We start from the raw sequence: 13,343 nt of genomic DNA, 5'->3' as shown, positions 1-13,343 counted from the left end.
TTCGGCCTGCGGCGGGAGGCTTAGCGATTATTTACAGACGAACATCGTCATAATCCAGTCATAATCTACAAAACCGGCGGATGTTTCCTGCAATCAACACCGATATCATTTAGCCGACACAAATCATGACTTTCCCTGGACGGAAAAGATTCGTCAACCACTTTCCCGAGTCGCGGCTTTGACTTGCCGGCCTTCGGCCGCCTGCGCGAGCTGCCACGGTCGAAAGGCGTGACCCGGCGTCTGAACTGTTTCCCGATCCGGATGCCGTCTTCTCATGTATGATAAGTCGCGTTTGCAGTGGATTTAAAACTTCAATGATCATATATTCAGCGCAAAACAATTTATCCCGCGCATGAATGCTGTTTTCAAATACCGTCAATGGCTGCCGCTCGTGGCGGCGATCCGGCCGGGCGCCTTCAACGTCCTCGGCGTGATGCTCTCGTCGGGGGCGGTTGCCTACGCCATCGTGACGCTGCGGCCCGTCGAACGGATCCGTCAGGTCGGCTGGGGGGCCGGATACGCGATGATCTTCGCGCTGATGCTGGCGGCGATCGTCGGGAACCTCGGGACCAGGGCCTTCGGCCTGCCGAACTCGTCATCGCACGCGCTGATCGGCGCGGTGCTCGGCGTCGGCCTCGCCAAGCAGCCGATGAGCAGCGGCGACGGCACCGCGGGCGTCGCCGGGACCCTGGCGGCCAACGGCTCCGGCCTCCAGGCGTCCGCCGGGCGCAACATGGCGCTGGCCCGGATCATGACGCGCCCGGCCGCCATCCGGATCGCCGTCACGCTGTTCTTCATCTTCCGCCGCGTGTTCTCATGCGGCCGGGCCGGATGCCGCGCCCCCCCCCGCTTGAGTGGAACGCGCGGCCGCCGGCCCGACCTCCTGAGGCGCCCCCCGACGCCTCAGTAACTCGCCATTGCCCGCACGAAGGCCAGGCAGGTGCGCCGCGCCGCCGGGCTCGCGATCGCCGCGAAGGCGGTGACGAGCTCGGCCGCCTGGACGAGGGCCGAATCGGGTAGGCTCGCGTCAGGGAAAAAGGCCGCGACCGGAACGCCGAGCGACGTGGCGAGGCGTTCCAGGACCTCCAGGCGCGCCGGCTCCGGGCACGGTTCCGGGCACGGTTCCGATCTTGGAGCCGGCGCGCTCGACCGACCGGGCGCCACGCTCAGCCGGCCTTGTGGCCGAGCTGGATCGCCTTGGCGATCTGCGAGCGCTTGGCGGCATAGCCGGGGGCGACCATCGGGTAGTCGGCCGGCAGGCCGTACTTGGCCCGGTAGCGCTCGGGGGTGAGGCCGTGCGCCGTGAGGTGGCGCTTCAGGGTCTTGTACGACCGGCCGTCGATGAAGCTGATCAGACCGTCCTGCTGGATCGAGGCCTTCACCTCCGGTGTGGCCAGATCGACGTCCTGCGAACCGCAGGTGCGTCCCTGCAGGACCGAGATGGCGGCGTGCACCTGATCGATCAGGACCGGCAAGTCGGCGACACCCACCGCGTTGCGGGAGACGTAAGCCGCCACGATCGCGCCGACCTGTTCCAACGTCGAAGATGTGGGAGTTTCGCTGAAGTTGTTCATCGTCGCATTCGCTGTCTGATGTTGCACAATCGGAACGCCGGCTGTTACCGATCTGTCCGCCCGAGCGCCGGCCTGGTTTCGGGCGGTCGCGGAGCCCGACGGGACCGCGACGCACGTCTCGTCTCAAGGCGCCGTTCCGGCCGTTCTTGAGAATGCAGATCTTATACAATATGCGTGGATCGGCATTTGTCCCGCGGCGCGGGGTTTTTTGCCCTCCGGCGCGAATGCGACCGCGAAAGCAAAAATTTACTAATTGATCCGCGGTTTTCGGCACCCGCATCCCGCCGCAGACCAGTTTCCAGTTTAGGTGAGAACTGCCTTACGGGCGCATGGTATGGACCATGCTCAGCCGCCGCGACGCGCGGATGTTCATTATCGAAGTCGCGGCCGCTCGTTTCCCCGAGCGCCCCCGCGTCCGGCCCTCCATTGGGCGATGCACGCCGCGGCGACGCCCGAAACGACCCGGCACATCAACGGGCACGACCGGCCCGGCACGGTGGCCATGAACCGGAGGCCACCAAGAGCCGCGCCGCCGCGGCCGCCGGACCGGTCGGGCGTGTCGTCGATCGGCGCGAGGACGCTGCGACGGGGTCGGCGACACGGCGAGCCGGCAGGGCCCGGAACCTGCGGACGACGCGGCGACACCGACGCCCGGCCGTGCCGGAGCGTAGGTCGGCGGCACGGCGGCTCTGTCGTACAGGTTGGCGTCGCGGACGCGGAAGGCCGCCGTCCGGGTCGTCGCGGGCGTGTCTTGCGCCCGGCCTCGGATGGACGGCCCGCCGACGGCGCGGTCAGACGGCCTGGATGGCGGGGGCCGGATGGAGGTCGCAGGGCCGTCCGGCCTTGGCGACCTGGCCCGGCACGTCGTGGCCGACGAGGCGCGGCAGGTCCCGCGACAGGCCGATCAGGGCCGGGAGGTCGAGCCCCGTCGGCACGCTCATCTCGTGGGCCATGCTGACCAGGTCCTCGGTGCAGATGTTGCCGGTGGCACCGGGGGCGAACGGGCAGCCGCCGAGGCCGCCGAGCGCCGCATCGAAGCGGCGGGCGCCCGCGTCGAAAGCCGCCAGAACGTTGGCGAGGCCGAGGCCGCGCGTGTTGTGGAAGTGGAGCGTCAGGCGCCCCGGGCCGACCAGGGGCAGGACCCGCGCCACGAGCCGGGCCACCTGCCGGGGGTTGGCCATGCCGGTGGTGTCGGCGAGCGTCACCCCGTCGACGCCGAGCGACAGGTAACGCTCCACCTGCGCCAGCACCGTGTCGGCCGGCTGGTCGCCCTCGAAGGGGCAGCCGAAGGCGGTCGCCACCGTGGCGTTGGTGCTGACGGGCGCGCCCTGCACGGCATCCATGATCCGCGCGAAGCCCGCGATCGAATCGGCCGGGCTCATGCCCATGTTGGCCCGGTTGTGCGTCTCGCTCACAGAGGCGACGAGGTTGATCTCGTCGACCTTGGCGGCCAGCGCCCGCTCGGCGCCCTTCGGGTTCGGCACCAGGGCGACGTAGACCGTCCCGGGCCGCCGCCGGATCCCGGCGAAGACCTCGGCCGCGTCGGCGAGCGCCGGCACGGCCTTCGGCGAGACGAACGACGAGACCTCGATCCGGCTGAAGCCCGCCGCCGCGAGGGCGTCGATCAGGCGGACCTTGTCGGCCGTCGGCACGAAGACGGGCTCGATCTGGAAACCGTCGCGGGTGGCGACCTCCTGGACGATCAGGCGTTCGCTCATGCCACCGCTCCCTTCGCGCGCAGGGCCGCAATGCGCGCGGGGTCGAGACCCAGTTCGGACAGCACCGAGTCGGTGTGGGCGCCGAGCGCCGGGCCCTGCCAGCGCACTTCGCCCGGCGTGTCGGAGAGCTTCGGCACGATGCCGGGCATCTTGACCCGGGTCCCGCCGGGCAGTTCCGCCTGCAGGATCATGGCGCGGGCCTGGTAATGCGGGTCGGCCACGATGTCGGCCACCGAGTAGATCCGGCCGGCCGGCACGTCCGCGGCGTCGAGGATCGAGAGCGCCTCCTCGACGGTCTTGGTCTGCGACCAAGCCGCGATGGTGGCGTCCAGCATGGCGGATTGCCTGGAACGGCCGTCGTTGTTGCGCAGGGCCGGATCCTCCGCGAGATCGGGCCGGCCGATCGCCGTCATCAGCCGGCGGAAGATCGGGTCGCTGTTGCCGGCGATGACCACGTAGCCGCCGTCGCGGGTCGGATACGTGTTCGACGGGGTGATCCCCGGCAGCGCCCCGCCGGTGCGGGTGCGGACCTCGCCCAGAAGGTCGTATTCCGGGACGAGACTCTCCATCACGTTGAACACGCTCTCCACCAGGGAGACGTCGACCACCTGCCCGGGGCCCTGCCCGGTCTTGACCCGCAGCAGGGCCATCAGCGCGCCGATCACACCGTGGAGCGAGGCCAGCGTGTCGCCGATGCTGACGCCGACGCGGGCGGGCGGGCTGTCGGGACTGCCGGTGGTGAAGCGGATGCCGCCCATCGACTCGCCGATGGCGCCGAAGCCCGGCCGGTCGCGGTAGGGGCCGGTCTGGCCGTAGCCCGAGATCCGCACCATCACCAGGTTCGGGTTGAGGGCCGAGAGCACGTCCCAGCCGAGGCCGAGCTTCTCCAGTCCCCCGGGGCGGAAGTTCTCCACCACCACGTCGGCGCTCCGGGCAAGGTCCTTCACCACCGCGAGACCGTCCGGCGACTTCAGATTGATGGCGATCGACTTCTTGTTGCGCGATTGCAGATACCACCAGAGGGAGGTGCCCTCGTGCATCTTGCGCCACTTGCGCAGCGGGTCGCCCTCGCCGGGGGCCTCGACCTTGATCACCTCGGCACCGAACTCGGCCATCAGCCGCGTCGCGAACGGCGCGGCAATCAGCTGGCCAAGTTCAAGAACACGGATACCGCTGAGCGGGCCGGACATTCTCATCTCCCTGTTTGATCCTCTGTTTGGTGACCGCCGTTCCGCAGGGCAAGCCCAAACGCCCTGCACCCGCCCGGGTCCGCCGACGGAGAACCGGGACCCCCGGGGTCGCAGCGGCCGGTCGTTCCGAAGGCATCCGCCCCCGCCGCGGCCGGGAATCGCCAAGGCTCAGTCCCGCGAGCCCACCGGCTGGCCGTGGGTGCCGTGGCCGAGCTTCGCGCCCTGACGGTTGACGAGGCCGAAGCGCATCACCGCCCGCTCCAGGCCGTCGATCGCGGCGACGAGATGGGTGCGCGCCGCCGCGACGGTGTCCTCGCCCTCCTCGACCGGGGTCTCGGCGAGCTTCACCGCGGCGATCAGCACCCGATCGCGCTCTTCCTCGATCCGCGGGTCGCGCTCGACATGGCCGCGGATCCAGGCGTCGTACGCCTCGATGACCGACCAGGGCAGCGCGTCCTTGCCGGTGGGCGCCCGAAAGGCCAGGGCGCAGCGCCGGGCCGTCGCGGCGGCGGCCCTGACGTGGTCGGCGAGTTCTGCATCCATCCCCGGTCTCCGCGCGGCTCTGCCCGCCGTCCTGGCCTGCCATCCTGCCCGATATCCCGAACGTCCTGCGGCGCTGTCCGTTGCCGCCGGCCTCACCGGCGCGCATCACAAACCTCGGAGACGGGACGGGGCGGGGGCTGACCTTGGCGGTTCGCGCCCTTATCTCTCGGTTCTGTGATCAACCGGCCGGGCACGATCCGGCGAACGGGGGACGGAATGGGAACGACGCTGAAGGCCGGCGCCCTGCGCCAGACATCCGCGGCGGCGCGCCTCCTGGGCGTGCTCACGCTGATCCTGGCGGCCACGGGCCTGTCGGGCTGCGGAGCGATCAATCGCGTGCCGACTCTGCAGGAGCAGGCGAAATCCGCCTGGAGCGAGGTGCAGAACCAGTACCAGCGCCGCGCCGACCTGATCCCCAACCTCGTGGAGACCGTGAAGGGCTACGCCCAGCAGGAGAAGGACGTGCTGATCGGCGTCACCGAGGCGCGCGCCAAGGCCTCGAGCGTGAAGGTCGACGCCTCCACGGTGAGCGACCCGCAGAAGTTCAAGGAATACCAGGACGCGCAGAACCAGCTCTCCGGGGCGCTGGGACGGCTGCTGGTGACGGTGGAGAAGTACCCCGACCTCAAGTCGAATCAGAACTTCCTCGTGCTGCAATCCCAGCTCGAGGGTACCGAGAACCGGATCGCGGTGGCACGCCGCGACTACATCGGGGCGGTCCAGGCCTACAACACCGAGGTGCGCACGATTCCGGGCCGTTGGATCGCCGCGTTCCTCTATCCCGACGCCAAGCCCATGGAGACCTTCACGGCGACGCCGAATGCCGACCGGCCGCCGAACGTGAAGTTCTAGGGACCGGCCATGGGTCAGAGCATCCCGGTACGGGTGAGGCTCGCCCTGGCCCTCGCGGTCATCGCCACCTGCCTGGCCATCTACGCGGTCGGGGCGCTGGCGGACGCGCTGACTTTCCCGCCGCTCACCGGCCGCGTGGTCGACGCGGCCGGCATCCTCACGCCCGACCAGCGCGCCGGGATCGACGCCAAGCTGAAGGCGCACGAGGACAAGACCTCGGATCAGGTGGTGGTGGCCACCGTCCCGGACCTCCAGGGCACGACGATCGAGGATTTCGCCAACCGCCTGTTCCGCACCTGGAAGCTCGGGCAGGCCAAGACCAACAACGGCGTCCTCCTCTTGGTGGCGCCCCGGGAGCGCAAGGTCCGGATCGAGGTCGGCTACGGGCTTGAGGGCGCGCTCACTGACGCGCTCTCCCGGGTGATCATCGCGAGCGCCATCACGCCGCGCTTCAAGGCCGGCGACTATGCCGGCGGCCTCGACGCAGGCGTCGACGGCATCCTGTCGATCCTGGCCGGCGACGCGCAGGAGTGGCAGCGCAAGCCGCAGGTCCGCGCCGACGAGGTCGATCCCGCGCAGGTCGCGGTGTTCATCGGCCTGTTCCTGATCGTGCTGTTCGTCGCCTGGCGCATGAACCGAGCAGGCGGCCGCGGTGGCGCGGGGCGCCGGGGCGGCATCGTGATCCTGCCCGGTCCCGGATCGGGCGGCTGGGGTGGCGGCTTCTCGGATGGGGGATCGTCGGGGGGGTTCGGGGGCGGCTTCTCCGGCGGGGGCGGATCGTCGGGCGGCGGGGGAGCCTCGGGTGACTGGTAGAGTCACGGATGTGCTGACCCCCGAGGCGCGGATGCGTCTCGCCCGGGCCGTCGCGCGCGCCGAGGCCGGCACGTCGGGCGAGATCGTCGTGATGGTGAGCGCGCAGGCCGGGGCCTACCGGTCAACGATGCTGCTGGCGACGCTCGTGGCCGCGCTGATCCTCCCCTGGCCGTTGCTCGCGTGGACCGCCTGGAGCGCGACCGCGATCCTGCTCGCGCAGGCCGGCCTCGTGGCCGCGCTCCTGTTGGCGAGCCAGCAGGCGCGGCTGCGCACCGCCCTGGTGCCGCGCGGCCTGCGCCGGGCCCGAGCCCGGGAGGCGGCCCAGCGGGCCTTCTGGTCCCGGGGCCTGAGCCTGACCCGATCCCGCACCGGCGTGCTGCTTTACCTGTCGCTCGCCGAGCGGCACGCGGAGATCGTCACCGACCTCGGCGTGCTGGGACGCATCCCGCCGGAGGCCTGGGACGAGATCCTCGCCGATCTCGTCCGGAGCCTGGGACGCGGCGCGATCGAGGCCGGCTTGACGGCGGCGGTGGAGCGGGTCGGCGCCCGCTTGGCCGAGCATCTCCCGGCCGGGGCCGACGATCCGGACGAACTGCCGAACCGGGTGATCGTGGTCGATTGAGCGGCGCGGCCGGGAACCGGACCCGCCCGCCGTGATGACGCGGACGGTCCGCCGCGACCTCGACGGCGATGGGTCGGCACGTTGCTTGTTTTCACCCCTGAAATCTGATGACATCAACCAGTCTCCGGGCGCGGATTTTGTGCGCTGCCGCACGAGGAGCTCTCCTGGCGGGTAACGCGGCTGGTCACGCGACGATTTTACCTGACGGAACCGACGTACCGAGGGCCCCGGAGGCCCCCGGGTCGACGGTGCCGAGCCCCGGCAGGGGGCGATGCCGGCGCCGCCGGTCTCGCGCAAGGAGGCCGTGATGAAGATCCTGATCGCCGCGACGCCGCTCACCGGCCACGTGAACCCGCTGCTCGCCATCGGCCGCGCCGCCGCCGCGCGCGGCGACGAGGTCCTCGTGCTGACCGACGCGGCGTTCCGCCCACGGGTCGAGGCGGCGGGCCTGCGCTTTACGGCCTATCCGGACGATCACGCGGCCGAATACCGGGAGACCGCGCTGCCCGCCGGGCCGGAGCGCTACCGGCGCGAGTTCGAGCGGCGCTTCATCGATCCGATGCCGGTGCAGGCCGCCACGCTCCGGCGCCTGATCGCCGAGGAGGGGCCGGACGTGATCGTGGCCGGCAGCATGTTCCTCGGCGTCCTGCCCCTGCTCCTCGACACCGCGCCGCGGCCGCCGATCGTCACGGTCAACGTCAGCTTCCTGTTCCTGGAGCGGCCGGACCACGCCCCGGTCGGCCTCGGCCTTCCGCCCGCGCGGGATCAGGCCGAGCGGGTCCGCTACGCGGCTCTGAAGGCCGGCATGGACGCGGCCTTCGCCAATCCGGTGCGCGCCTACGCCGACGGCAAGCTCGCCGCGCTCGGCCTGCCGCCGCTGCCGGCCTCGCTGCCGCACTCCATCGTCGTGCTGCCGGACCTGTTCCTCCAGCCGACCGTACCGGGCTTCGAGTACGATTACGGCGCGCTGCCACCCGGATTGCGCTTCATCGGGCTGCTCCAGCCGCCGGCCCCGCCGGCTCCGCTGCCCGACTGGTGGCCTGAGCTGGAGGCGGCCAACGCGGCGGGCAAGCCCGTGGTGCTGGTGACGCAGGGGACCCTGGCCAATGACGATTTCGGCGAACTCGTCGAGCCGACGCTCGCCGCCCTGGCCGACCGGGACGACCTCCTCGTCCTGGCCACCACCGGGGGGCGGCCCGTCTCGGCGCTGCAGGCGATCCCGGCCAACACGCGGGTCTCGTGCTTCCTGCCGTTCCGCGAATTGCTGCCCCGGGTGAGCGTGCTCGTGACCAACGGCGGCTACGGCAGCGTCTCCCAGGCGCTCGCTTCCGGCGTGCCGATCGTCTCGGCCGGGCTCACCGAGGACAAGGCGGAGGTCAACGCGCGCATCGGCTGGTCCGGCGTCGGCCTCAACCTCGCCACCAACACGCCCAGCGTCGAGGCGCTCGGTGCGGCGGTGACCCGCGTCCTCGACGAACCCGCCTTTCGACGGCGCGCCGAGGCGATGCGGGCGGCGTTCGAGGCCCGGGACGCCATGACCGGCATCCTGACGGCTCTGGACGACCGCGCCAACGCCGGGCCGGTGCGCGGCGCCGGCCCCGGCATGGCGGTCCCGTCGGCGAGGTCGGCGTGAAACCCATCGGCGGGCCGGGCGCGCTGCGCGTCGTCGTCGACCTCAACCGGTGCCAGGGCTACGCGCAGTGCTGCTACGCGGCCCCCGACGCCTTCGTGCTCCGCGGCCACGAGATCCTGTTCTACGATCCCACGCCGCCGGCCGGGCAGCGCGGAGCGATCGAGCGGGCGGTTCAGGCCTGTCCGGTCCGCGCCATCAGGCTGCAGGCCGGCGCGGACGACGGAGACGCCCCGTGAGCCCGGAACCCGCCGGCATCGTCGTGGTCGGCGCGTCGCTGGCGGGCCTGCGCGGCGCGGAAGCCCTGCGGCGGGGCGGCTACGCGGGTCCGCTGACCCTCGTCGGCGCCGAGCCGCACCGGCCCTACGACCGGCCACCGCTCTCGAAGCACGTGCTGGCCGGGGCTCTGGAGGCAGGCGCAACCCGCCTGCCGGAACTGGCGGCCCTGGGTGCCGTCTGGCGGCTGGGCCATGCGGCGATCGCCCTCGACCGGGTAGCCCGGGCGATCCGCCTCGCCGACGGGACGACGCTGGCCTACGACAAGCTGCTCGTCACCACCGGCGCCGAGGCCCGGCCCTGGCCGGCCGAGACCGGCGGCGGCCTGTCCGGGATCCACACCCTGCGCGGCCGCGACGACGCGGCTTCCCTGCGGTCCGCCCTGGTCGCCGGCCCGCGCCGGGTGCTGATCGTCGGCGGCGGGCTCATCGGGTGCGAGGCCGCGTCATGCCTGCGCGACCTCGGCCTCTCCGTGACCCTGGTCGACCCGAACCCGACACCCCTCGCCAAGAGCCTCGGAACCCATGTCGGCGCGGTGATCGCCGCCTGCCTGCGCGAGTCCGGCGCCGCATTCCGCCCCGGCACGTCGGTGCAGACCTTCGAGGGCGATGATGCGGGCCGCGTGGTCCGCGCCCGGCTGGCGGACGGCAGCGCCATCGAGACCGACCTCGTCATCGCGGCGCTCGGCGCGACCCGTGCCACCGGCTGGCTCGCGGGGGCCGGCCTGATGGCGGATGCCGGCGGGGTGACCTGCGACGCGGCCTGCCGGGCCCGCGCGGCGGATGGCACGGCTTGCCCGGACATCTACGTGGCCGGCGACGTCGCCCGCTGGCCGATCCGGCTCTACGGCGGACGGCTGGTCTCGGTGGAACATTGGGGCAATGCCGTCGAGCAGGCCGCCCACGCCGCCCGCAACATGCTGGCCGGGCCGGACGATCAGCGCGCCTACGAGCACCTGCCGGCCTTCTGGTCGAACCAGTTCGGCATCAACATCAAACTGGTCGGCCTGACGGCGGGTGCGGAGTCGGTCGCGGTGGTGCAGGGCTCGCGGGCATCGCGGCGCTTCCTCGCCGTCTACGGACGCGCCGGGCGCAGCATCGCGGCGCTGTCCTTCGACGAGGCGCGGTGGCTGCCGGCCTACACGGAGGCGATCCTCAGCGGCGGCGCCTTCCCGCCGATCACCGACGCCACCGACCAGCCCCGCATCGAGACGGCGTCCCCGGGCTTCCCGCCGCCGCGCGCGGGCGCCCCGGCAGCCCGCCGCCCAGAGGTCGCGCATGTCTGACGGCACGCCCTCCCCGCACGACTCGCTCTTCGCCGCCGTGATGGATCCGGCCAACCGGACCGATCCGTATCCGCTCTATGCCCGGCTGCGGGAGCGGCCGGTCTCGCGCCAGCGCGACGGCAGCTACGTGGTGAGCACCCATGCGGCGATCCGGGCCCTGATCTTCGATCCGCGGCTCAGCTCGGAGGACCTGCCGCCGTTCAAGCGGCCGGCCACCGGCAATCCGATCCGCGACTGGATCGTCAACCCGATCCGCAGCCGCATCGCCACGGCCCACAGGCCGCTGATCTTCCGCGACCCGCCCGACCACGACACACTGCGCAGCGCCGTGATGCGCGAATTCACCATCCCGCGCGTCTTGGGCCTGCGCGATCGCGTGGCCCGGGAGGTCGACGCCCTCCTCGACGCGTGCCGCGGGCGCCGCGAGATCTGCCTCGTCGACGACCTGTCCTATCCGCTGCCCGTCTCGGTGATCTGCCAGCTGCTCGGTGTGCCGGCATCCGACGAGCCGCGGTTCCAGGCCTGGGCGACGCAGCTCGCCACCGCCCTCGAGCCCGACGCGCGCCACGATATCGAGACCCGTCGGCACACCGTGTCGGCCTTCGACGCGATTTCCGACTACATGCGCGATCTCATCCGCGAGAAACGCCGTCGCCCGGCGGACGACATGCTCAGCGGCCTGGCCGCGCCCGGACCGGACGGCAAGAAGCGGATGAGCGATTTCGACCTGATCTCGACGGCGATCCTGCTCCTGGTCGCGGGTCACGAGACCACGGTGAACCTCATCACCAATGCGATGCTGACGCTCCTGCGCCATCCGGAGGAACTGGAGCGCCTGCGCGCCGATCCCGCCCGCGCGCCGCGACTGATCGAGGAGGTCCTGCGCTACGAGCCGCCGGTGCACTTCCGGACCCGGAAGGCGCTCGGCACGATTGCGCTGCGCGGCGAGACCATCCCGAAGGGTGCGCCCGTCATCCTGCTCTTCGCCGCCGCGAACCGCGACCGCGACCGGTTCGAAGGACCCGACCGCTTCGATCCCGACCGCGCGGATATCGAGCATTTCGGGTTCGGCGGCGGCCTGCACTATTGCGTGGGCGCACCGCTGGCCCGGATCGAGGCCGAGGTCGCGCTGGTGGCACTGAGCCGTCGCCTCGTCGCCCCACGGCTGCTGCGCGATCCGCCGCCCTATCGGCCGGGCGCATCGCTCCGGGGTCCGGAGCAGCTCCATATCGGTGTGGACGCCGTCGCCTGAACGGATACGCGTTTGGGCGCGGGGACTGCCGGGATCCGCCGGTAAACAAGACCTGAATGCCGACGTTTCACGTGAAACATTTGTAAACCTGGCGCATCGGCTGCTCCCATGCGGCCGCGCCCGTCGCTCCACTCCGGACCGGGCGTGCGGCGACGGGACCGCGCGGCCACGACCCCACCGCCCCGCGCGCGGCAGCCGCGACGGCGGGAGGCAGATCCTGGACGGAACTTGGCCGTACCGGCGCGGGCTTATCCCGGAGACGGCTGGTTCCCGGCCTTTCCCCGACACGATCTGGAGATCATCGCCATGAAGGCATTGTGCTGGCACGGACGAAACGACATCCGCTGCGACACGGTCCCGGACCCGGTCATCGAGGATGCCCGCGACGTGATCATCAAGGTGACGAGCTGCGCGATCTGCGGCTCGGACCTGCACCTGATGGACGGGCTGATGCCCACCATGGAATCGGGCGACGTCCTCGGCCACGAGTTCATGGGCGAGGTCGTCGAGGTCGGCCAGGGCTTCACCAAGTTCCGGAAGGGCGACCGGATCATCGTTCCGTTCAACATCAATTGCGGCGCCTGCCGGCAGTGCAAGCTCGGGAACTATTCGGTGTGCGAGCGCTCGAACCGCAACGCCGAGATGGCGGCCGCGCAGTTCGGCTACACGACGGCCGGCCTGTTCGGCTACTCGCACCTCACCGGCGGCTACGCGGGGGGCCAGGCCGAGTACGTGCGGGTGCCGATGGCCGACGTGGCGCCCATGAAGGTGCCGGACGGCATGGACGACGAGTCGGTCCTGTTCCTCACCGACATCCTGCCCACGGGCTGGCAGGCGGCCGAGCATTGCGAGATCCAGGGCGGCGAGACCGTCGCGATCTGGGGTGCCGGGCCGGTCGGCATCTTCACCATCCAGTCGGCCAAGATCATGGGCGCCGAGCGCATCATCGCGATCGAGACCGTGCCGGAGCGCATCGCGCTGGCCGAGAAGGCCGGCGCCACGGACATCATCGACTTCGTGAACGAGGACGTGTTCGAGCGGATCAAGGAGATCACCAAGGGCCAGGGCGCCGACGCGGTGATCGACTGCGTCGGCATGGAGGCGAGCGCCGGCCACGGCGGCCTCACCGGCATGCTCTCCACCGTCCAGGAGAAGCTGACCGCCACCGAGCGGCCCTACGCGCTGGCCGAGGCGATCAAGGCGGTGCGCCCCTGCGGCATCGTCTCGGTGCCCGGCGTCTATGGCGGGCCGCTGCCGGTCAACATGGGCTCGATCGTCCAGAAGGGCCTCACCCTCAAGAGCGGCCAGACCCACGTGAAGCGCTACCTCGAGACGCTGACCAAGCTGATCCAGGAGGGCAAGATCGACATGACCTCCCTGATCACCCACCGCTCGCACGACCTCGCGGATGGGCCGGACCTCTACAAGGCCTTCCGGGACAAGAAGGACGGCTGCGTGAAGGTGGTGTTCCACCTGTGAACCGCCTGGACCAGGGATCTGCGTCACCCGCCTCGGCAGGTCGGGTCCCGGATCGCCTGGACCCCGGAGGCCGCTTGGGAGACCGTGGAGGCGATCGGCTCGATCCAGG

General features: G+C 71.1%; 12 protein-coding genes and 1 pseudogene. 9 read left to right on the top strand and 4 right to left on the bottom strand.

Translation table 11 applies throughout. The features are described 5' to 3' along the window. Positions 1–385: 385 nt before the first annotated feature. Positions 386–910 (top strand): annotated as a pseudogene (locus MKL01_RS13075) (inorganic phosphate transporter); the annotation flags it as partial. 256 nt (positions 911–1,166) lie between these two features. On the opposite strand, the gene MKL01_RS13070 reads toward MKL01_RS13075, so the two are convergent. The 4 genes from MKL01_RS13070 to MKL01_RS13055 all read right to left on the bottom strand — a co-directional run bounded on the left by MKL01_RS13070 (position 1,167) and on the right by MKL01_RS13055 (position 5,025). Continuing rightward, positions 1,167–1,574, bottom strand: coding sequence for a MucR family transcriptional regulator (locus MKL01_RS13070; protein ID WP_243905653.1), 408 nt, complete (start codon positions 1,572–1,574; stop codon positions 1,167–1,169). Between the two features lie 791 nt (positions 1,575–2,365). Further along, positions 2,366–3,292, bottom strand: coding sequence for a hydroxymethylglutaryl-CoA lyase (locus tag MKL01_RS13065; protein ID WP_243905652.1), 927 nt, complete (start codon positions 3,290–3,292; stop codon positions 2,366–2,368). Then, positions 3,289–4,482, bottom strand: a complete 1,194-nt coding sequence (locus MKL01_RS13060) for a CaiB/BaiF CoA transferase family protein (RefSeq protein ID WP_243905651.1) — start codon at positions 4,480–4,482, stop codon at positions 3,289–3,291. Before MKL01_RS13060 ends, MKL01_RS13065 begins: the two co-directional genes overlap by 4 nt. Before the next feature lie 168 nt (positions 4,483–4,650). Continuing rightward, the gene (locus MKL01_RS13055; RefSeq protein ID WP_243905650.1) at positions 4,651–5,025 is read right to left on the bottom strand and encodes a hypothetical protein; all 375 of its coding nucleotides are present in this window, start codon (positions 5,023–5,025) and stop codon (positions 4,651–4,653) included. A gap of 216 nt (positions 5,026–5,241) precedes the next feature. Between MKL01_RS13055 and MKL01_RS13050 the strand changes: the two genes are divergently transcribed. The 8 genes from MKL01_RS13050 to MKL01_RS13015 all read left to right on the top strand — a co-directional run bounded on the left by MKL01_RS13050 (position 5,242) and on the right by MKL01_RS13015 (position 13,234). Further along, the gene (locus tag MKL01_RS13050; protein ID WP_243905649.1) at positions 5,242–5,877 is read left to right on the top strand and encodes a LemA family protein; all 636 of its coding nucleotides are present in this window, start codon (positions 5,242–5,244) and stop codon (positions 5,875–5,877) included. Between the two features lie 9 nt (positions 5,878–5,886). Continuing rightward, positions 5,887–6,690: a TPM domain-containing protein gene (locus MKL01_RS13045; protein ID WP_243905648.1), complete on the top strand. Its 804-nt coding sequence runs from the start codon at positions 5,887–5,889 to the stop codon at positions 6,688–6,690. Beyond that, positions 6,680–7,312, top strand: coding sequence for a TPM domain-containing protein (locus MKL01_RS13040; RefSeq protein WP_243905647.1), 633 nt, complete (start codon positions 6,680–6,682; stop codon positions 7,310–7,312). Before MKL01_RS13045 ends, MKL01_RS13040 begins: the two co-directional genes overlap by 11 nt. A 307-nt stretch (positions 7,313–7,619) precedes the next feature. Further along, on the top strand, positions 7,620–8,945 hold the full coding sequence (locus tag MKL01_RS13035; protein WP_243905646.1) for a nucleotide disphospho-sugar-binding domain-containing protein: 1,326 nt from the start codon (positions 7,620–7,622) through the stop codon (positions 8,943–8,945). 23 nt (positions 8,946–8,968) lie between these two features. After that, on the top strand, positions 8,969–9,181 hold the full coding sequence (locus tag MKL01_RS13030) for a ferredoxin (protein ID WP_243905673.1): 213 nt from the start codon (positions 8,969–8,971) through the stop codon (positions 9,179–9,181). Continuing rightward, positions 9,178–10,503: an NAD(P)/FAD-dependent oxidoreductase gene (locus tag MKL01_RS13025; protein WP_243905645.1), complete on the top strand. Its 1,326-nt coding sequence runs from the start codon at positions 9,178–9,180 to the stop codon at positions 10,501–10,503. The genes MKL01_RS13030 and MKL01_RS13025 overlap by 4 nt, the downstream gene beginning before the upstream one ends. Next, complete coding sequence (locus MKL01_RS13020; protein ID WP_243905644.1) at positions 10,496–11,755, top strand: cytochrome P450; 1,260 nt, start codon at positions 10,496–10,498, stop codon at positions 11,753–11,755. Before MKL01_RS13025 ends, MKL01_RS13020 begins: the two co-directional genes overlap by 8 nt. A gap of 306 nt (positions 11,756–12,061) precedes the next feature. Continuing rightward, entirely contained in the window at positions 12,062–13,234 is a 1,173-nt protein-coding gene (locus MKL01_RS13015; protein ID WP_243905643.1) for a zinc-dependent alcohol dehydrogenase, read from the top strand. Positions 13,235–13,343: the final 109 nt, after the last annotated feature.

The sequence above is a fragment of the Methylobacterium sp. J-070 genome (assembly GCF_022829385.1).
Classification (GTDB): domain Bacteria; phylum Pseudomonadota; class Alphaproteobacteria; order Rhizobiales; family Beijerinckiaceae; genus Methylobacterium.
Note: the sequence above shows the minus strand (reverse complement) of the source record. Positions and strands in the feature narration are given on the sequence as shown.